General features: G+C 42.2%; 14 protein-coding genes. 5 read left to right on the top strand and 9 right to left on the bottom strand.

What is annotated here, in order from left to right:
* Positions 1–34: 34 nt before the first annotated feature.
* The 3 genes from psbA to H6G08_RS08305 all read right to left on the bottom strand — a co-directional run bounded on the left by psbA (position 35) and on the right by H6G08_RS08305 (position 6,373).
* Positions 35–1,117, bottom strand: coding sequence for a photosystem II reaction center subunit D1 (gene psbA / locus H6G08_RS08295; RefSeq protein WP_096645715.1), 1,083 nt, complete (start codon positions 1,115–1,117; stop codon positions 35–37).
* Positions 1,118–1,755: 638 nt separating this feature from the next.
* Positions 1,756–3,255, bottom strand: coding sequence for an MBOAT family O-acyltransferase (locus tag H6G08_RS08300; RefSeq protein WP_190540394.1), 1,500 nt, complete (start codon positions 3,253–3,255; stop codon positions 1,756–1,758).
* A gap of 106 nt (positions 3,256–3,361) precedes the next feature.
* Positions 3,362–6,373, bottom strand: a complete 3,012-nt coding sequence (locus H6G08_RS08305) for a DUF1574 family protein (protein ID WP_190540395.1) — start codon at positions 6,371–6,373, stop codon at positions 3,362–3,364.
* A 219-nt stretch (positions 6,374–6,592) separates the two neighbouring features.
* Between H6G08_RS08305 and H6G08_RS08310 the strand changes: the two genes are divergently transcribed.
* The 3 genes from H6G08_RS08310 (at position 6,593) to H6G08_RS08320 (ending at position 10,359) form a co-directional block, all read left to right on the top strand.
* A complete protein-coding gene (locus H6G08_RS08310; protein WP_096645712.1) occupies positions 6,593–6,829 on the top strand; it encodes a hypothetical protein in 237 nt (78 codons plus the stop codon).
* Between the two features lie 102 nt (positions 6,830–6,931).
* The gene (gene ppc / locus H6G08_RS08315; RefSeq protein WP_190540397.1) at positions 6,932–9,994 is read left to right on the top strand and encodes a phosphoenolpyruvate carboxylase; all 3,063 of its coding nucleotides are present in this window, start codon (positions 6,932–6,934) and stop codon (positions 9,992–9,994) included.
* Between the two features lie 110 nt (positions 9,995–10,104).
* On the top strand, positions 10,105–10,359 hold the full coding sequence (locus tag H6G08_RS08320) for a hypothetical protein (protein ID WP_190540398.1): 255 nt from the start codon (positions 10,105–10,107) through the stop codon (positions 10,357–10,359).
* Positions 10,360–10,785: 426 nt separating this feature from the next.
* On the opposite strand, the gene H6G08_RS08325 is transcribed toward H6G08_RS08320, so the two are convergent.
* On the bottom strand, positions 10,786–11,166 hold the full coding sequence (locus tag H6G08_RS08325) for a hypothetical protein (RefSeq protein ID WP_190540400.1): 381 nt from the start codon (positions 11,164–11,166) through the stop codon (positions 10,786–10,788).
* A 576-nt stretch (positions 11,167–11,742) separates the two neighbouring features.
* On the opposite strand from H6G08_RS08325, the gene H6G08_RS08330 reads away from it, so the two are divergent.
* Positions 11,743–12,048: a small RNA NsiR4-regulated ssr1528 family protein gene (locus H6G08_RS08330; protein ID WP_190540402.1), complete on the top strand. Its 306-nt coding sequence runs from the start codon at positions 11,743–11,745 to the stop codon at positions 12,046–12,048.
* Between the two features lie 188 nt (positions 12,049–12,236).
* Positions 12,237–12,521 (top strand): DUF427 domain-containing protein, encoded by a 285-nt coding sequence (locus H6G08_RS08335; protein WP_190540404.1) that lies wholly within the window; start codon positions 12,237–12,239, stop codon positions 12,519–12,521.
* 57 nt (positions 12,522–12,578) lie between these two features.
* On the opposite strand, the gene H6G08_RS08340 is transcribed toward H6G08_RS08335, so the two are convergent.
* From H6G08_RS08340 to H6G08_RS08360, 5 genes are all read right to left on the bottom strand, one after another.
* Positions 12,579–13,154: a Crp/Fnr family transcriptional regulator gene (locus tag H6G08_RS08340; protein WP_242046101.1), complete on the bottom strand. Its 576-nt coding sequence runs from the start codon at positions 13,152–13,154 to the stop codon at positions 12,579–12,581.
* A gap of 395 nt (positions 13,155–13,549) precedes the next feature.
* A complete protein-coding gene (locus tag H6G08_RS08345) occupies positions 13,550–14,785 on the bottom strand; it encodes an RNA-guided endonuclease InsQ/TnpB family protein (protein ID WP_190540406.1) in 1,236 nt (411 codons plus the stop codon).
* A 380-nt stretch (positions 14,786–15,165) separates the two neighbouring features.
* Positions 15,166–15,591 (bottom strand): TOBE domain-containing protein, encoded by a 426-nt coding sequence (locus tag H6G08_RS08350; protein WP_190540408.1) that lies wholly within the window; start codon positions 15,589–15,591, stop codon positions 15,166–15,168.
* A gap of 464 nt (positions 15,592–16,055) precedes the next feature.
* Positions 16,056–19,079 (bottom strand): hybrid sensor histidine kinase/response regulator, encoded by a 3,024-nt coding sequence (locus tag H6G08_RS08355; RefSeq protein ID WP_190540558.1) that lies wholly within the window; start codon positions 19,077–19,079, stop codon positions 16,056–16,058.
* Between the two features lie 88 nt (positions 19,080–19,167).
* Positions 19,168–21,996 (bottom strand): methyl-accepting chemotaxis protein, encoded by a 2,829-nt coding sequence (locus H6G08_RS08360; RefSeq protein WP_190540410.1) that lies wholly within the window; start codon positions 21,994–21,996, stop codon positions 19,168–19,170.
* Positions 21,997–22,029: the final 33 nt, after the last annotated feature.

Genomic DNA, 22,029 nt, shown 5'->3' on the forward strand with positions numbered 1-22,029 from the left:
AAGGCGCTTTTTTTATTTTGCTAAGACTTTAAGATTAGCCGTTGATAGCAGGAGCGCTCATTGCAACAGGAGCAACTTCAGCAGCAGCTAAGTCTAAGGGGAAGTTGTGAGCGTTACGCTCGTGCATTACTTCCATACCCAAGTTAGCGCGGTTGATTACGTCTGCCCAAGTAGCAATAACGCGACCTTGAGAATCAATTACGGATTGGTTGAAGTTGAAACCGTTCAGGTTGAACGCCATTGTGCTGATACCTAAAGCGGTAAACCAGATACCGACTACAGGCCATGCAGCCAAGAAGAAGTGCAGAGAACGGCTGTTGTTGAAAGAAGCGTATTGGAAGATCAAACGACCGAAGTAGCCGTGAGCCGCAACGATGTTGTAGGTTTCTTCCTCTTGACCGAACTTGTAACCGTAGTTTTGAGATTCGGTTTCGGTTGTTTCACGAACCAAGGAGGAGGTTACCAAAGAACCGTGCATTGCGGAGAACAAGGAACCACCGAATACACCAGCTACACCCAACATGTGGAAGGGGTGTAACAGAATGTTGTGTTCAGCTTGGAACACAATCATGAAGTTGAATGTACCGGAGATACCCAAGGGCATACCGTCGGAGAAGGAACCTTGACCAATGGGGTAGATCAAGAATACTGCGGTAGCAGAAGCCAAAGGAGCAGAGTAAGCTACGCAGATCCAAGGACGCATACCCAAGCGGTAAGACAATTCCCACTGACGACCCAGGTAGCAAGCGCAACCTAGTAAGAAGTGGAAAATTACCAATTGGTAAGGGCCACCGTTGTACAACCACTCATCTAAGGAAGCAGCTTCCCAAATGGGGTAGAAGTGTAAACCAATAGCGTTAGAAGAAGGAACAACTGCACCGGAGATGATGTTGTTTCCGTAAATCAAAGAACCTGCAACTGGTTCGCGGATACCATCGATGTCTACAGGAGGAGCAGCGATGAAAGCGATTACGAAGCAAGCGGTAGCGGCTAGCAAGGTGGGGATCATTAATACACCGAACCAACCGATGTAGATACGGTTTTCAGTGCTGGTGATCCACTCGCAAAACCGATCCCATACACTGGTGCCAGAGCGCCGTTGTAAGGTTGTTGTCATTGTTTTATGAGTGCAATTTTTGAGTAAATAATTTTCGGTGAAAATTGATTCACCGATACTTAATAACTTTACATGAATTTAGGTTAAAAATGTAATTTATTTTTTTATAAAATTCTTCACAATACATTAAGAATGCTTATGTAAATTTATGTAAATAACTAATATTAATTTAAGTAAAGTTATATTTATTTTCATGTATTTATTAAACAATAATTTTCTGTTTTTTACAAGTTTTTTACAAATAAAATGGGTTTGTTTGATTCCAAAATCCCCACACTTAAAGGGTTAGGAGTCTGTCATCCGAATTTAAATAGTGTTTGCAGCGCATCAATATATTGAGCGCATAGCATTGCTCACCTGTATCAACTTAAGCTAAAAACCTTTCTCTATCTCGTTTCCAGCCTCTGGCTGGAAATGCATATTGCGAGGCTCTGCCTCGAAAGCTGATAAATTGAGGCGGAGCCTCAAGATAATCGCTCCCACGCAGAGCATGGGAGCCAGTTAGGATAAGGGTTTTGCGTTAAGTTGACACCAATGAGCAATGCTATGCCCCTACCATCTGTGGCATTGTTTTTTCAAATTGGTATCAAGGGTCTAAGCAGATTCTTGATTTCCGATATTGATTTAGAAGCAAGTAATTAAAAATCGAAATAGATATATGGCAAGCTACCTTCAGGAGCTAATAGCCATACTGCGTAGAAGCAAAGCGGTACAAATACAAGCTTCACAGGCCAGTTGAATTCTATCTTCAGGCGATTCTTAAACCCGTAAACTATTGCCATTAGCAGAGCTAAAAATATTAATCTGCCACTCAGTTGAGATTGGCTGAGATTTAAGGCTTCTACATAGACTTTTTGGGCAAACTGTACGTCGCCTGGATAACCCCAGAGATGACGAAATACTAAAGTAGATTCTTGGAGATTGGGTAGTCGGAACCAAATCCAAGATGTGAACACCATCACTTGAGTCAAGAACCAAGCGGAAAATATGCCGAGAGGCTTTTGCCAAAAATGCTCTAAACTTTCATAGCGATCGCTTAATGCATCGGTAAGGCGATGAATAATCAAAGCTATCCCATGATAAGTGCCCCAGACGATAAAACCCCAGGTTGAACCATGCCAAATACCAGCAATTAACATAACGATGAGTAAATTCCCACAGGTGCGCGTCAAGCCTTTGCGGGAACCACCCAAGGGAAAGTAAACATAGTTACGCAGCCAATCGCCCAAAGTCATGTGCCAGCGTCGCCAAAAGTCTGCAATACTGGTGCTGAAGTAAGGAAAATCAAAATTTTCGGGTAAGACAAAGCCGAATAACATAGCACTGCCGCGAGCAATGTCTACGTAACCATTAAAATCGAAATATAACTGTAAGCCATAGGCAAAGGTAGCCAACCACAAATCTGTACTACCTGCTCGTTGTAAGTTGCCAAAACACAAATCTACAAAAATTCCTAAATGATCTGCTAATATCCCTTTTTTAACTGCGCCTCTAGCAATTAACCACAGTCCTTCACTGACTTGGGCAGCAGCAGGTAATTGTAGTGTATTAATTTGAGTTGCTAAGTTGTGATAGCGCGTAATTGGGCCAGAGATGAGTTTAGCAAAGAATAATTTATAGGCAGCAAATTTGATAAATTGATTTGTGGCTGGCGCACCGCGATAAACATCAATTAAATAGGCGATACATTCAAAGGTAAAAAATGAAATTCCTAAAGGGGCAATAAATTTAAAAGCTCCATCTGGGGATGTTGTTGGTAATGTAAAAACAGCTTTTAAAATTCCCGGTAAATATTTAAATCCGAGTAATAGTAAAACATTTAAAACTATTCCTAACCACAAAAGCTTTAAACGATTGAGGTTCCAGTCAGCTTGGACAAATAGCCATTCTTCATTAGAAATTTTGCTATTTTGGGAACGTTGACTAGGTGAACTATTTTTGCTAATCTCCAATCCCAGACGGAAATTAATAAAGGTCAGGGCTAATAATAGCGGTATGTACTGAGCATTAAGAGAGGCATAAAATATCAGACTGGCGATTAATAGAGTCCACAATCGTAATTTCTGCTCTGGCAAAGTCCAGTAAATTCCCAGGACACTGAGCAAAAATAGTCCGTAGAAAATAGAGATGAAATTCATTTTTTAGTCAATGGTCAATGGTCAATAGTCATTTGTTATTTGTCATTTGTCATTTGTCAAGAAGGTGATGGGCAATAATGATTTTTCTTTTGCGTTATCACCATTTCTATTTTGCTGACCAAGGAATCATAGGATCGCGAGCTAGCTTTTTCGAGACTTCGTAGGCTCCAAATCGGTTGAGGTGACTGGGATCGGAAAAGTAGTCATTGACTTTAGGCCAGAGTTTACTGATATCTCGATAAATAAAGTTGGGATTGTTAGACATCTGTAACATGTATTGTTGAAATTGCTGCTCGTATTTTTGCCGGATTGGGTCTAAATAATCGGCAGTTAAGGGCATGTTGACAAATACTAAAGGAATTTTCCGCGCCTGAGTAAACTCAAGTAGGGCGTTGAAAGCTGCGTCTTGTTCGCCTTCTATTTGAAATGATTGATAGTCGTTATCGTAATTCCCTGTAACTTTGGGGTGTTTTTGATAATATCTGGCGGGATGGAAGCGGACTGATAAAGCGAGGAAACCATCAAAATCAACGGATTGCTGAGAGGCTTCTTCTTCGGGCGCATCGTTACTTAACTGTATAGATGCTTTACCTTGGCGGGGGCGATCGCTCATTAAGGGTAAGGAGTTAAGTTGTTTTTGTAATAACTCTTTAATGCGATCGCGGTTGGGATAGCTAGCCGAAACAGCCGCAACAGCTTGATTGAGCCAGTGATTAGCTATTTGATAGCTAGTCATTTCTGGTTTTGGGATTTTGGTTTTTTCGGCTTCGGATGACTTGGCGGGATCTTTGAGCAAGTCATCAGTCGTACCGGTAGCGATCGCTTTTTCTAACGCTTTTTTATAGCCAGGTGATGAAGCGATCGCGGCAAAGGTGATATCTTTGCGCCCGCTATTAAATGCACGGGAACCATCCGCCCAGAGAATGAGTTTTGGTAGTTCTTCTGGTTCTAGTACCCGGCGCACAATAAAGTCTACAACTTGGGCTGTGGCTCCATTGACACCAAAGTTAAATACATCAATGTTAGGGTAACCCTGTGTTGCCAAAGTTTGCGACAGGGCGGCGGGATCTACGCCTCTGAGGGCGCGGGATGAACCAATAATCAACACGTGGGGAGGATTACCAGTTTTCGCCAACCGCTCTTTATATAGGGCGATTTGCTCATCTAATTGCCGAGCATTATAACTAGGCATTTGCGATCGCGCTGCTAACAAAATTGCTGTGGCTGTAGCTTTTTCTTTTAATGGTGCAGCTTCTAAATTCTGGGTTTCAATATCCTCATTTTGAGTAAAGCTCGAAGAATTAAATACAGAAGTTTTACTCTGACGGGTTTTATTGTTATCGGTATTCGCCAAAAATGCTGTTCTCTGACTATTATTAACAGTTGGCTTGGGGGATGGTTTTTTCGCCGTAGATGATGGACTGGGAACAGTAGTAACTGTTGCTGGTGAACTGGGTAAATTCCGGGTAATGATTTGCCCCAATACCCAATCAGTTTGCATAGTTAGCAATAATCCCAAAGTCCCCCATACCAGGGCGATTTTAATTCCTTGTCCATCAGAGTTATCGTCTGTGGGCTGACCAATTTCGGAAAATAGCTGAGTTTGTAAAAGTAACTTTTTAACTTTGGTAGTGGTTGTTGTCCACCAATCCCGCGTCACTTCTTGAATAAAGGTTTGTACTTCCTCTGTTGTCAAGTCGGGACGTAAGATGGGTTCAGTTGATTGGGAATGTACCAAATCTTTAATGTAAATTGCTGTGGCAGCAAATTCGGGAGTCGCTTCGGGAACTAAACGTTGGCGGGGCTGGAAATCTTCACCGTGATGCCATGCTGGTTCTTTATCACCTGCACGCCGCCCATATACACGTACTCCCAAAATTCCCGGCACTTTTAACTGCCTGATTAACTGTACAACTTTGGTCGCTACTTTTTTCCGGGCTGGACATACAGGCGCATCACACATCACATGTAATAAATCACCTTTCACTAGGGGCATGACACGCATCCCGCCTGTTTTCAGCCGCCAATCTAAGTCAGGATTTAATAACCTTTCTAGTAAAAAATCGATCGCCGGTTGATCGCCAGCAGTAGCTAATTCCAAAGCCGATGGGGCTAGGGCTGGATGCTGGGTAGCGGGTAAAGAAATCCAATCAATCCAAGCTGGTTGCTTGTCGGTGGTTTTTTTACCATATATAGTAGCGGCTTTGATGCCTTGGGGGGCGATCGCTTCGAGTTGAGAAACAATGAGCGGCAAGCATAAATGTTTCTCTGGTGCTGGGGCGGTTTCTAAGGGATCGACAGCCGGGGTACAAAAAATATGTAATGTTGATTCTTGCAACGAAGCTTGGACAGCCACTTTTAACTCTGATAACATCTCAGTTAACAGTCTGGCGATCGCTTGCACATCTCCCCACCGCGCCCATTCCTTGAGCATCACCTCTGGTGGCGTTAAATCCACCCGCAGCAACCAATCAGGGGTAGTTTCACCATTTACTTGCGAAACAATAATCGCATCTTCATAACCCGATAGCTTGAGATGTCTTAACTTCTTAGCTACTGGTTCCGCTAGCAATGTGGCATCGGGACTATAACCCGATTGACAAAAAATCCACAACCGTTGTCCCTGTTGCGGCTTGACTTTTACCTCTACAGCCACACCCAAGGTACTCAGAGTTTCGCTGAGATAGCGGGCAATGCCATCTGGATGTCCTTGTTTGGCTAGGCTTTCGTTAGAAAGAATCAGCGCCCCGCCCGTTGATTGGGATTTTCTCTCATCTTCTAACAGAGCTTGTTTCACCTGTTCCAAGTGTTTTTCGAGTTGATTTAAGTAAACTCGATGACACCATTGCGCTCGCGATTCGCCTTTTTTTCTACCGTAGACAAATACTTGGTATATTGAGGTTTGTTCGCTGTTTGTGAGGATATCTAAATCTGTTTGTTGGAGTGCTTGCAACAAGTCAGATAAAATGCGCCAACGTCGCGGGCACTCTGTCCCTTCACAAAGGATATGTAGGTCATTTCCCTGCAACCGGACTTTCACCCCAAAAGTGTTAATTCCAGTTGCTTGGCTTACCCATTGCACTATGGATTGCTGGCGATCTAGTGATGCTGTTTTCATGGGCAATTAACTTGAGAGGAAGCGAGTATTGGGGTATAGTGCCTGCACTTGTAAACTAGAACCATACATTTATCACACCCTGACGTTTGGTTTTAACACTTTTGTTACCTTCTTGGCTGACAATATGGGCAAAGATAGATATTCATGAACATTTGTGATTTTCGCCTATGTTAAATTTTCCGTTGATTTTACAAATCTGCAAACTCCCAGGAATTAACAATGTCTCCTGCTAACCACAAACCCTCAACTAATCCGGAATTAAATTTATTGCTATTTAGCATTCCCCAATCTTTGCTTGTACAGCTAGGAACAGCTTCGATGCTGATGCTGTTGACAGCTAGCAAAGCTTCGACGACAGCCCTAGAAGCTATGGGACAAGCAAGTGTGGAATTATTTCGGGGCGATCGCCTACCCATACTCGACTTTCCAGAAGATAACGAAATAAACAACAGTTAAATATTTTACTCTTAGACATTAAGCCACTCTGGACTACTTCCTTGAGTGTTGATTACAGAACATAGCATTCAAAACAATAATTGTCTTGCAAAAATAGAGAATATGAGTTCCCTTTTATACTCTTTGTCTCAGGCGGCGAACATCTACCCCGCATCGGAATTGTTTTTGCGTCACCGCCTCCAAATAGTGGAGGAGTTGTGGGAGTCAGTACTCCGGCAAGAATGTGGGCAACAAATGGTAGATTTATTAGGTCAACTGCGCGATCTATGTTCGCCAGAAGGACAAGCTACTCATGACCAAGCTGCATCAGCTGTCAAGTTGATTGAACAACTCAACATCAACGAGGCCATTCGTGCTGCTCGTGCTTTTGCTCTGTATTTTCAGTTGATTAACATCATAGAGCAGGAATACGAACAACGGCAGCAGCTGACTCGTTATTCTGAAGCCGAGACGCAAATAGAAGATCCAGACATTCTCCCTAATATTACCTATTCCTCTAATCAACGGGAAAATGATGCTCCTGTAAATCGGGGAATAGGCGCAGATTTATTAGCAAAGAGTTGGGTAGCCAAGCAAAAGGAGAAACAAAAAGGGACTTTTGCAGCTTTATTCCCCCATTTATTTAAATTGAATGTGCCACCCCAGCAAATTCAACGCCTAATCGCCCAATTAGATGTGCGTTTAGTGTTTACGGCTCATCCTACAGAAATTGTGCGCCATACAATTCGGGATAAGCAACGCCAGGTGGTAAACCTTCTACAACAGCTAGATATCATCGAACATCGCGCCGGGAATGCAACCGGGGGTTATCCTTGGGAAGCAGCAGAATTAAGAGAAAAATTACTCGAAGAAATTCGTCTGTGGTGGCGTACCGATGAACTTCATCAATTTAAGCCTACAGTCTTAGATGAAGTAGACTATGCTCTGCACTACTTCCAAGAAGTTTTATTTGATGGCATTCCCCAACTACATAAGCGGTTCAAATACGCTTTGAGCAAAACCTTTCCTTGGCTGGAACCACCGCAGAAAAACTTCTGTTCCTTTGGTTCTTGGGTAGGTTCAGATCGAGATGGGAATCCCTCAGTCACGCCAGAAATTACCTGGCAGACAGCTTGTTATCAGCGCAAAATGGTGTTAGGTAGATATATTAACTCCGTCAAGCAGCTGGTGGAATTATTAAGCGTGTCGATGCACTGGAGTGATGTCTTACCAGATTTATTAGAATCCCTGGAGTTGGATCAGTCCCAGCTGAGTGATGTCTATGATGCCTTAGCGTTGCGTTATCGCCAAGAACCCTATCGCTTGAAACTGGCTTATATCCTCAGAAGGTTAGAAAATACCCGCGATCGCAATTTGGCATTATATAACCGCGAAACACCCAAAAATGAAGACCACCCGATGTATCGTTCGGGGGCGGAATTTTTGACAGAATTGCGGTTAATTCAACGTAACTTGACGGAAACAGGTTTAAGCTGCCGAGAATTGGATAATTTGATTTCTCAGGTAGAAATTTTCGGCTTTAACCTCACCCAATTAGATATTCGTCAAGAATCTTCCCGCCACTCCGATGCACTCAATGAAATTCTCGAATATTTACAAGTCTTACCGCAAGCGTATAATGACTTGACAGAAGAACAGCGAGTAGCTTGGCTAACAGGAGAATTACAAACCCGCAGACCGTTAATTCCCTCAGAATTGCCATTTTCTGAGAAAACTAACGATGTGATTCAAACATTCCGGGTAGTGCGATCGCTCCAGCAAGAGTTTGGTGCCAACATCTGCCAAACTTACATTATTAGTATGTGTCGCGAAGTCAGCGACGTACTAGAAGTTTTACTCTTAGCCAAAGAAGCGAGACTGTTCGATCCAGCGATCGCTGTCGGGACAATTCAAGTTGTACCTTTATTTGAAACGGTAGAAGACTTACAACGCTCTCGCAGCGTCATGCGTCAGCTGTTTGAATTACCTTTATATCGTGCTTTATTAGCAGGAGGTTATCAACAGCTTGAAGATAAGGGAGAAACAGATCAAGCCAACATCACCACCTGTCCGTTAACCCTGAATCTCCAAGAAGTCATGCTGGGGTATTCTGACAGTAATAAAGACTCTGGTTTTTTAAGCAGTAACTGGGAAATTCATAAAGCCCAAAAATCCCTGCAACAAATAGCCGAACAATATGGTGTTAACCTGCGGATTTTCCACGGACGCGGCGGTTCCGTCGGTCGGGGTGGAGGCCCTGCTTATGAAGCGATTTTAGCCCAACCAGGCCACAGTATTAACGGCAGAATCAAAATTACCGAACAAGGGGAAGTACTGGCTTCTAAATATTCCCTGCTAGATTTGGCATTGTACAATCTAGAAACCATTACCACAGCGGTAATTCAAGCCAGCTTGCTGCGTACAGGCTTTGATGATATCGAACCTTGGAACGAGATCATGGAAGAACTAGCAGCGCGATCGCGTGTTCATTATCGCTCCTTGATTTATGAGCAACCCGATTTTATCGACTTCTTCCACCAAGTAACCCCCATCGAAGAAATTAGCCAATTACAAATTAGCTCTCGTCCCGCGCGTCGTCCCTCTGGGAAGAAAGATTTAAGCAGCTTACGCGCTATTCCTTGGGTATTTAGTTGGACACAAACCAGATTTTTACTACCTTCCTGGTATGGTGTAGGTACAGCATTGCAAGAATTTTTGCAAGAAGAACCAGAAGAACACTTAAAGCTATTGCAATACTTTTATGTGAAATGGCCATTCTTCAAAATGGTGATTTCTAAAGCCGAAATGACCTTGGCGAAAGTGGACATGCAAATGGCGCAACATTACGTCCAAGAACTCTCAAATCCTGAAGATAGACCGAGATTTGCCAAGGTATTTGAGCAAATTTCTAGCGAATACTACCTCACAAAAGATTTGGTCTTAAAAATTACTGGACACAACCGCCTACTAGATGGTGACCCAGTATTACAGCGTTCAGTTCAGTTACGCAATGGCACAATTGTACCTTTAGGGTTTATCCAGGTTTCTCTACTCAAGCGCCTGCGACAATCACGGAATGCAGCTCCCTCTGGCGTAATTCACTCCCGTTACAGTAAAGGCGAGTTACTGCGGGGAGCCTTGTTAACCATTAACGGAATTGCGGCGGGAATGAGAAATACGGGTTGATTTAATAGTCAATAGTCAATAGTCAATAGTCAATGGTCAATGGTAAAGAAACTATAAACTATGGACTTTTGACTCTTGACTTAGAACTATGGACTCTTGAGAATTGACTAATGAAAAATAGAACTTTAATATGCTCCCTAGTAGCGATCGCGTCAGGGATTATTGGTGCTTATATTTCTGGACAAACTACCCTCATGCTACATAGTCAAAAGTGCCAAAATCAAACTTGGGCTATGCAGCAGTTGTGCAACACTTGGGTAACGCCAGGAGCAATATGGCAAGGTAGCACTACAGGACTATGGATGGGTACAATTTTAGGCGCATTTGTCGCTGGTATGGCAACCAGCCAGAATCGAAATTATTGACATCCTCACCGCCGTAGAACGGCGATGATTCTTCGCCACGCCAGCAACCTACAGATGGTAGGAGAACTGGTCGCCGAGTGGGGTTGACGCTTCATTGCAACGTGCTACCGAAGTAGTCTTACAGTCGCTCCACGTCCGTTTAAAGTCCAGGATGTCCTCCCGCGACTAACCGACATTGAAATATGAAGTTTGACTTTTTCCTCTGGGATGGATTGATGTTTCCTACCATTGCCCATTGGTTTTTCTCTACGCCTGCTCTCATCGTAGCTGTTTCAACGCGTCTTGAGCCTAGAGGGGGATTGTTAAGTCCAAGTATATTATACCAGAAAGCCGTCCTAGAAGGACGGGGCTTGTATCCCATTCTTTTAGTCAACAGTCAACAGTCAACAGTCCATAATTCACTAACAAATGACCAATGACAAATGACTAATGACTATTCGTAGGCATTTGCAAATGTTTCATAGCCTTCCAAGATTGCGTACTCGTATCGAAACAGTGCCATTCTCCGCTTTTAACTTCTTGGTAGCAAAACAGAGTCCGCTCCTCTCCATCTAAATAATCAGTTAAATAATAGACAATGCCGCGAAAAGGATAGATTTTTCGGCTGAGTCGCTTGGCTACAGCTTGATTTGGACACTCAACGACGAAAACCGACTTTCCATCCAGGTGACCCAAAGAGAATATACACATGCGCAAGATGGCTCTGAGCCAACTTTCGGAGTTGTCAAAATAATCATTAATAATTTTGTTAGTCAGAGCTTGTTCGAGCTTACGATCCTGGTTTTGAGGAGTTTGGGCTTCAGACATAGCGTCACCTTTAGCTATACCGATGGTTTGAGATTAAACCAAAATCTTTAAAAGTGACAAGAGTATAGCCACCTTACTCCCCGACAGCCAGGAAATTTAGTCGGTAGTTTTTGGCGTCAGCATGGCTGGTACAATCTACTTATTTGTCGTCAGGAACCTCAGCCTAAAGGTATGAGGCTTGTAAGAGAAATCTAGCAAGCCATCCTGACCAGACCACCCTTCACAGTCGTTGGGTAAACGTTATTTGAGTCACGACACCTTGGGAGAGTGCGAAGTCTCCCAAGGTGTCGCTTGTGACTAAACAGTTCTAAGGTAACTGGAACAGTGTTGCAAGCCTAAAAAGCTCTTGTAACAGGTCGTTCGCGCAGCGTCTCCCCTTGGGAGAAGCTAACATTACCCCGCAAGGGAGGCGCAAAAAAGCGCAAAACGCTATGTGTACAGGGTTGTCAAACTTGAGACGGTAACTGTCCTGTCGAAAGTGCATTACAAAAGTACACCAAGTCGAGCAACCCTAAGGCAGTAGCGCTAAAACTGTAAAGCCGTCCTAAAAAGACGGGGTTTCTACCCATTTTTCTGATGACTGCTGAAACTAATCAAGTAAATCAAACAACCACAGGTGCTGATGCTATTGACGAAGCGATCGCACGGGGAATTGATTTTGACGGTTCTCCTATACCAACCGCCAAATTAGACCTATATACCAAAGTCATGGCATTAGAAGCAAACAGACAGCGTAGTGGTGTCTCAAATACCATGCGATCGCGCATTGTCCGCATTGGCGCAAAGCATATTCCTCAAACCGAACTAGATACATTGCTAGTTGATGCTGGTTTTGCACCTTTAAAAGAAAAAGAAATCGCCTTTTTCTACGGTGGTAAATAGCAATATCATTCGTAACTAATAATTTGTAATTTGTAGTTAAAATAAATCCGGTTACTCAGGTAAGCCCAATCAATTAACAATTAATTGTTAGTTATCTAATATTTTAATTACGAATTACGAATTACGAATTACGAATTACGAATTACGAATTAGTAATTATTTCTGCAAGTTTATTGGTCACATTACTTATGCCGAAAGCAATTTGGAATGGCGCTACTTTAGCCGAGAGTGATAAAACTGTAGTTGTAGAAGGTAACCATTACTTTCCACCGGATGCTATTAACAAAGAGTATTTTCAAGATAGCAACACTCACACCACTTGCCCTTGGAAAGGTGTAGCCAGTTACTATAGCATTGAAGTAGATGGGCAAGTTAATCAAGATGCAGCTTGGTACTACCCCAGCACCAAAGAGAGAGCAAAAAATATTGAAGGCTATGTTGCTTTCTGGCGAGGTGTGAAAGTCGAAGCTTAAATCAATATTTATTTCCGTTAATGATATGGTGGTTGATGCAATTCAACCACCATATTTTTAATTTGGCGATCGCAATATTATCTGGCGTTTGTGGCGAAATAATAGTCTTTCCTCTTCAAATTGCTGTAAAAGTCGTGTAACAGTCACTCTAGTTGTATTTAATACTTCTGACATTTCTTGATGAGTTGCATTCAAGTCAATCAGCGTTCCCTCTTCTACCTTACGACCAAATTTACGACTTAACCATAGTAAAAATTGCCATAACCGCACAGACATAGGTTTACAATGCACTATGCTTAACAGTTCCTCTGCTTGTTGAATGTGCGAGAGTAAAGCATTGACATCTTGATACCAAAGATGAGGCGGTACCACACTTACTTCTACATTAGTTAAACACTCAATTTGATACGGTTTGACTTTGGATAAAGGAGAACCAATCAAATCACCCGAACCCCAATAGCCTAATGTAATAAATGTTCCTTCTTCACTCCATGTTAAGGTACGCACTGCACCGCGTTCGATTCGCCACAATACATCATTACGTGGTGGTATAATTTCGCGCCTGGTAAATAAACGATAGGGTATTTGTTCTTTAATATCAGAGTTATAGGAGACATTTGTAGAATACATCATAAAAACATTTGGGTAGAGAATATTTGGGGCTTGCTAATGAAGGTATCGAAAGGATGGCAGTTATAAGCATGGGCTTAGAATAATTTAATACTTGCAATGACATTAGCCAAAGCAGATTTAACACACAAAGAATCTATGTGTAAATATGGATTGCGAGACATAACCATAATTATTCTCTGGTTATGAATAGCACAGAAGTAAAGAAATAACCATACCTCTAACTAGATATTTAGGGAAATTCACAGAATTATTTCCTGATTCTGCTCAGAAGCCTCCCATACCCAATGCCCAATGCCCCATTCCCAATGCCCAATACCCATTTTTAAGACATATCTAATGATTAAGGTAGTTAGGCGCAGATTGACACTCCCCTGGCTGATTAAGTATTGTTACGCTCACTTAATCGCAAAGCCAGGGGATTCTACATTCACAGACTCGCCGTTAGACAGCAGAGTTACCCCAACTGCCCAAGAGGGCAAATCTCCTGTAGCGTAAGTTCCCGTGTGCCTCACGGTACTGAGTCCCAGTCTCAAAATGTTGATTGCTGCGTTGATATCCCTGTCTTCTACATATCCACAATGAGGGCAAACATGGGTTCTAGTCGATAGAGATTTTTTCACCTTCTTACCACAGTTAGAGCAATTTTGGCTGGTGTTGTGGGGAGGAACTGCAACAGTCACCTTCCCATATTTATGACCAAAATATTCCAACCAACTGCGGAAAGTGTACCAACCAGCATCACTAATTGATTTAGCTAGATGTCGATTACGGAAGAGCCCTTTGACATTTAAATCTTCATAGGCTACCAAGTCGTTAGATTGGATGACGGAGTAAGCTAATCTCTTGCAATACTCTTTTCGTTGCCTACTTACTTTTAAATGTTTCCGAGCATATCTATTTCTAGCCTTGTGGTAATTGTTTGATTGCCTGATTTTGGCTTTTTTCTTCTGTTGACTGAATTTTTTGGACTTCTTGCGGTTGGCTCGTATAAGATGTTTTTCGGACTTACGGTAGAACTGGGGTGATGATTCTACATTACCTTTATTGTCAGCAATGAAGTATTTTAATCCCAAGTCAATACCAACAATTTGATTAGTAGGTTGACTTTCTACCCTGACATCAATATCAATTGCGAATTGAGCGTAATACCCGTCAGCACGACGCACTAAGCGCACTCGCTTAATTTGCTTGATATCGTAATAGTTAAGGTCGTAGGTTCCCTTTAATTTCAGAGTTCCGATTCCTTTTTTATCCGAAAATGTTATGGCTTTTCTCGTGTCTGACAGTTTCCACCCAGTCGATTTATATTCAACAGAACGGCAGTTTTTCTTAAACTTTGGAAACCCTTTTTTGCCCTTAATTTTCTTCTTACAGTTATCGTAAAATCGAGCTATTGCAGACCAAGAACGTTCAGCAGCAGATTGTCTAGCCATTGAGTTTAATTCATCAGCGAAAGGAAATTCAGATGCTAAAACAGCACAGTATTTATTAAGGTCATATCTGCCTATATCTTTGTTATCCATCCAATAGCGTAAGCATTTATTTTGGATAAACTGACTAGTACGAATTGCCTCATCTATAGCTTGATACTGTTTTTCTTTTCCCTTAACTTTGAACTCGTAAACAATCATGGGTATCGACCAATTAACCACATGTTTATGTTACCATAACTGACATAAATACATCAAGAAAAAGAAAATATCACAAAGGCGTTTACGCCTTAAACCGTTTTCATCCTTGGGCTAAAGCCGCAAGGTTTTCAACGAGTATCCTTATAAGAATCGGTAGTTCTCAATGAAAAGGAGTTTGCGCCATAAACTACTAAACCGTCAAATACAATAAAAAATGCCGAAAAATTGTTGTTTATTGAAAGCAGCGGGAAACTCCGATCCGTGGGTGCGCAGGGTGCGCGCCCCGCCACTTGGGGCATTGGGCATTGGTAATTTCTTCGCTATGCCCTATGCCCCATTCCCTATGCCCAAAAACTCCATCCCCTTGTGGGTGGAGTTTTTCATTCTCTAGCAATGACGATATCGTTGGATTTAATGACTGCGTAAGCTTCTGTTCCTTCCTTTAAATCCAACTCTTCTGCTGATACTCTAGTGATCATCGAAGTTAGCTCAACTTTGTGAACAATCTCTAAAGTCACTTCTGTATTTACTGCTCCTGTAATTACCCGTTTGACAACTCCTTTTAAAATATTGCGCGAACTAACTTTTAAAGGTTTTTTGATACTAGTAATTTCTACCTCAGGCGTATAAACAGATTTGGCGACTGGTGCGCTTACAGCTGGAGAAGGGTGATGACTCAACCCACGTACCAACTCCCGCAGAATTTCTGTTTTAGTCCTTTGAGACTGATTGCAGAACTCTTCTAGTATTTTACGTTCCTCTTCTGAGGTTTGAAATGTTACCCATCCTTGTTCTTTTCTTGGCATAGCTTTACCAATTTAGTTGGTATATGATTCTCATCTTGCTATGATCTTACCAAGGGTGAATCATTTGAAACAGAACCAATCTGGTGTGCTATGGATAAGTTACAACTAAGATGTTTGTTTTAAGCGTGCTTCATTGATAGAAAATGTTGCACGCTCAATTTTGGGGATGGATAAATTTACCGTAAGCGATCGCTATCTGCTTTCCCTGATAACAGTATAAAAATAGTCTTATATCTATTAGAGAAAATACTGTTATTGATGCTGAATAATTGATTTAATTAAAATGGTGGCATTTGCTAATTGTCAATCAACATTTGCACAAATTAATCCACAATTGATACCAACTTTAGAGATGATATTTGAGATTTTACCTGGGAAATATGGAACACAAAATAGTACATATTACCATTTGGTATCAAAGCTCAACATGGTAAAGAAAGTTTACTCATGACTAAATTTTGAATTTAATTATGAGATGTGACGCTACCATTAGCAGAACCAATAATTTCTTGTAGGGTACGCAGTAAATCTTGCTCATTATAAGGTTTAGAGAAGTAAGCACGTGCCCCTAATTGAATTGCCAGTTTGCGATGTTTATCGCTACTCCGAGAAGTTAACATGGCTACGGGAATATTTTTCATCTCATCGAGGGATTTCACCCGACCTAAAAAGCCATAACCATCAAGACGAGGCATTTCAATATCACAAATTACTGCTTGCACTTGCAGTCCGCTTTGCAGCTTTTCTAAAGCATCTTGACCATCTTTTGCTTGTTCTACCTGATAGCCTCCTTTTTCTAAAGTTAAAGCTAAGAATCGCCGGACATTAATCGAATCATCGACGATTAAAATAGTATTTTTCTGATGGGAATTCGTAACTGGTTGTTTTTCTTCTTGAGGGAAGAGGAACGCTGTTTTTAAGCGAGTTGATGGTAATTGATTGTTGCGGGAATTTTGCTGATTGCTAGAAATTTTATAGAGTAATTCATTGGTATTTACTAGTACTACTACTCGACCATCACCGAGAATAGTACAGTTGCTAAAGCCTTCGGGTAAAGGTATGTTACCTTCTACTTGACGGATCGCAACTTCTTGCTCACCCCAACAACGGTCAATTTGCAGCGCGACAAATTGATTGTTGCTTTTAACTATTAAAATACTGCTAGCATTAATCGCTGGGGGAGTTTCTAATTCTGGATTATCGTAACGGGGGCCATTAAACTCTAGGTAGTTACCCAGGCGAATAAATGGCAACATATTATTTTGCCAACTGATAAATTCGTTACCCGCGATCGCAAATACCTGTTCAGTTTGGTGTAAAAATATTTCCGCCACCACATCCGTAGGAAAGGCTAAGAGCATTCGATTGCTTTCTACTAACAGCACTCTAGCCACCGACAGGGTAAATGGTACTGATAAAGTAAAGGTAGTACCGACTCCTAACTCGGTATCAACTTTAATATCTCCCCGCACGGATTTGAGATTATTACGCACTACATCCATACCCACGCCACGACCTGATAAAGTGGTTACTTGGTCGGAGGTGGTAAACCCTGGTTCAAAGATGAGTGATAACAATTCTTCATCGCTAGCGCTAGCTAATAAAGAAGCATCTAACCCCATACCTAAAGCGCGATCGCGGATTTTCTCTAAAGAAATACCCCTACCATCATCGCGGATTGTAATCACTGTGCGATCGCGTCTGTGAGTGGCTTTAATTTCAATTAAACCTTGCTCTGGTTTACCTATGTTGTAGCGAGTAGCAGGATCTTCAATTCCGTGATCGAAAGCATTGCGCAACAGATGCATCAATGGTTCGTTTAAAGCCTCTAAGATGCTGCGTTCAATTAAGGTGTTACCACCATCAATTTTCAGCTGCACATTTTTGCCATACTCTACATTCAAGTCTCGTAAAGCACGGGGAAAACGTTCTACCAAATCTGATAACGGACGCATCCGTACCTGAGTTAACTTGGTTTGCAGCTGCTTTGATGTTTTATTTAACTTCCGCGCAATGTGATCGGTATCATCAACGCTCAGTTGTACGTCAGTGGTAACTTCTTGTACCTGAACAATAGTTTCCATGACTTCCTGCGATAGCAGGTTTAACTCGTTATAGCGATCCATTTCCAAGACATCAAAACTCGTATCCATGTCTGGAGAATGGGGTTGTTCCTCGCTAAAAGACAGAACGCTAGATACGCCTACAGATTGAGTAGCAATTCTATCGTAAGCAGCACGCAATTCCTGATTTTCCCGATCCAGACTTTGGACGCGCTGGCTGAGATTGCGGACGAGTTTCCGTAATCTTTCTAGTTGTAAGTTTAGCCCATTGCGCTGAACGATCAATTCCCCAAATAAATCATTGATTTGCTCCAGCTGGCTGCTGGGAACCCTAACGGTATTTTCATGAATTTCCCGTTCTTTGCCATTACCAATAGGTTCGCCTTTGCGCTCCACCAATTTATAATCGGCGAGAGACATTTCTCTAGCAGCGACTATACTAGTTTCTGCGAGTTTAACAGGCTCGGCAATTGGCTCGGCGAATTCTACATCCACAGTCGCAAAATGAGTGAATGCGATCGCCTCTTCTTCGTTCTCTAGTTCCTCTGTTTCCTCGGTGAAAATTTCTGGTGCAAATAAATTGGTTGCAGCTGTCTCGGTTGGAAGCAATTCTGCTGCTGGGAAGGATGACAGATCCAAATTCACCAAATCTCCCAGATAAATCGCTGTTGGCAGACTATCTAGTTGATTTGTCAGTACCAAAGCTTGCGATCGCCGCCATGCTTGTAAAGCTAACTGAGCAATTTCTGGTACTTGTTGGGGTGGTGCTGTTTCTAAATACTGGGTTACCGATGCACACAGCTCAGTAAAAGCTGGTAATTGTAGCATTTCCCCCAAACCGCCCAATTCAGCCGCCATAATTGCGACTTCTTCCTGCAAACAAGGCTGTCCTGCATCTGCCAATACCGCTTCTAAACGCTGTAAACAACCTTCTACCTCGGTTTCAAACAGCAACGGTATAATATCTTGTCCGTCCTCCGGCGAGAGCATGGTTGTCACATCTTCCGGCACCGGATCGCCCAAACGCTGATGCAGTTCATCAAACACTGGGTAACAAAAAGTTTCTAGCCACTGGTCTTCAATAGTACTGCCTTCAGAAAGCAATTCTACTATTTGCCGCAACCAGTCCACCCCAGATAACAGTAAACTTTGTAACTGAGTATCAATTTCTAAGGAATTTTTGCGCGTTTTTAAGACTTTAAAGGAATCTTCTAGACGGTGGGCTAAATCGCTCAACGTCCGGAATCCCATCATCCCCGCACCACCTTTAATTGAATGTGCTGCTCGGAGTGCCCCGTTGATTTTTTCGGAATCGATGCGATTACTGGTATCAATTTCTAACAATACCCCTTCTAAGGTATTGAGATAATCAATTGCTTCTTCCAGAAATTGCATCTGGATTTCCAGTTCTTTGTCCTGTGACATAAATTTTTTAGTCAATAGTCATTAGTCATTAATCATTGGTCAATGTCAAGGGTCATTAGTCATGAAACTGGAGACTGTTGACAATTACTTAACTGACCTTAAATGTACCCACAGTCTGTTGCAACTCTTGGGAAATTTCCACAGTTTGTTGCAAAGATTCGGAAACTAAGCGCGATGAATCGCTAGTCCGTTGTGAGACAGCCACAATTGCTTTCATTAAATTGCTAACCGTGTGGGAAGTTTCGACCTGCGATGTAGTCGCTACTGAGATTGACTGTACCAGATTGTCAATTTGCCGCGATACATCCAAAATTTGATTGAGACTGCGTTTAGCATCTTCAACAATTCGCGTACCTTCAACTACCTGGGTAGTACCAATTTCCATTGCTTGGACTACATCGCTGGTTTCCCGTTGGATGTTCTCAACAATTTGTTCAATTTCTTGGGTAGCGGCGGCGCTTCTAACTGCTAATTCGCCTACTTCTTCCGCCACTACGGCAAAACCTTGTCCTTCTTCCCCAGCGCGAGCGGCTTCAATTCCCGCATTAATCGCTAACAAGTTAGTTTGGACGGCGATTTGATTAATCAAGGACACCACACGGGAAATTTGCTGAGAAGATTCTCCTAAACGTTTCACCTTCTTGGCGGTTTCCCCAACAGTTTCTCGTAAAGAGAGAATGTTTTGTACTGTCAAATCCATTGCTTGTCCGCTCTTGGTAGCAGTTTGGGCAGCTTGATTGGCAATTACCGCCGCTTGCTGGGCATTTTTGGCTACCGCTTGGATGGAATGAGTCATTTGATCCACCGCATCCAAAGTGCGGTTAATTTCCGCCGCTTGACTCATTGCTTCCTCTGCTAGCTGACGGATGGCTGATTCATTGGAGCCAATCGCCGTATTTACTTGAGAAGCTGCATTTTGCACTTGGGTGACAATATCCCGGAGACTTTCGACAATGGAGTTGAAAAAGTCGGCTACAGTGCCAATTTCTCCTGCTGTTACGTCCGCCCGCACTGTGAGATCGCCACTAGCAGCCCCTTCAACATTACTCAGTAATTCTAATAGTTGGGTTTGTAGCGCTTCTTTTTGTTGGCGTTCTTCTTGAGTATCTTGTTGGGCAGCAGATTTAGCTTGTTCTAATTCTTCTAAGAGCCTAGCTTGTTCTAGAGCATAGCCAATTTGGATGGCTGTTTGTTTAAATAAATCAATATCTGTAGGTTGCCACAATCGCGGACTTTCACAATGATGGGCAATTAACAGACCAAAGAGTTGATTTTGGCTGATAATGGGGGCGATTAAATTGCCTTGAACTGCGTATTTCTCGAGGCTTTGAATGTAACAATTGGCATTATTGAGATGCGGCTCTTGATAAATGTTAGCGATCGCTCTAACTTTGCCTTGTTGATACAGTTCTACATGGCGTTCGCGAAAACAGGGATCGTCAATCCGCGCGCCGAGCATTTTCGGCCAGCCATCGGCTACAGATTCTGCCACCACTACCCCATCCCAAGTACCTGGATTGAGCTGATAAACAATTACCCGGTCTGTTTTTAAGGCTGGGCGCACTGCGTTGACTGCTGTGCTGTAAATATCTTCACTTAGCAGCTTTTTGCGAATTTCTAGGGTTATATCTGCAATAAATTTGATTCTCTGTGCTTCTTGCTCTTTTTCTCCTAGCAGTACTTGTAATTGCTCTGCCATTCTGTTAATATTGACACCGAGAATGCCTAACTCGTCTGTTCTGTCTACCTCTAAACGAGTATTCAGTTGACCGTCGCCAAGTTTGCTCACCGCTTCAGCTGCAATCAAAATTGGCTGGGTAGCGCGTTTTGCTAACCAAGCCGCGATCGCTGCGACAATGACTGCGGTTAAAGCTGTGCCTAAGGCGATCGTCAACAATAATTGTCTTTGGGGCGCAAATGTAATATCTGTATCTGTCGCAATAATGGCTCCCCATTTTAAATCAGGTAAACCGTCAATTGTCCTTGAGGGTACATAGCTGATAAATTGCTGTTTGCGGTTCAGATTGTTAACTGTAACAAAATTACCAATTTTATTGTTTTCTTTCAGTTGGCTCAACCCTGGAAAATCCGCTTTAGCGTCTCTACCTTCTTGATTATTTTGTGTAGCTATAAAAATTTTGCCTGCTGGATCGACTAAATTATAATCATGTCCTTTACTAGCATAATTTTTAATAATCTCTTCTATAGAACTTACTGGCATTCTGGCTCTAATTACGCCAATATATTCCCCACTGACTACATCTTTCAAAGGTGCGGCGATATGAATGCTTACTAAACCAGTAGTTTCTGACTTTTCTGGCTGACTAACAATCACCGTATTTTGTTTGAGCGCATCTTGAAAATACTGACGATCTTTGTGATTTTCTAAAGGTGCGCCTGTAGATTGCGCAATGACGTTACCTTCCATATCAAAAATCGCAATACTATCATAAGCTTTATCAGCTTTGATGATGCGGTCTAAAATCTCTTGCTTACCTTGAGCAGTAATAATTGCTCTTACTTGCGGATTTGTTAAAGATGGGAGATTCGCCAGTACTTGAATATCCCCATATCTCGCCAACACGTAACGGTTGACTTTATCTAGCAAGCTCACAGTTTCCGCTTGTTGAGACTGGGTAATCTGCTGATTAATTGAGTGATTAGCAAAGCTATAAGCGATCGCGCCAATTACCAATGTCGGTAAAGTCCCAATGGCGATCGCCAATACTGTCGTTTTAGTATTTAAACTAAGTCTTTGAAAATAACCGATTATCTGGTTCAAGGGAGAGGAATGGGATGGTGAATAAATAGGCTTTATTGATTGTTTAATTGTCGGTTCAAATACTCTTTGTGATGCCATCAATGATGAGCGATTTTGCCCATCATTACCCTTAGCCGTGTCAGTTTTATGAAACATACATTAATTCTCCTAAATATGTGAATAAGAACA

It is taken from the genome of Calothrix anomala FACHB-343 (genome assembly GCF_014696435.1).
GTDB lineage: Bacteria > Cyanobacteriota > Cyanobacteriia > Cyanobacteriales > Nostocaceae > Aulosira > Aulosira anomala_A.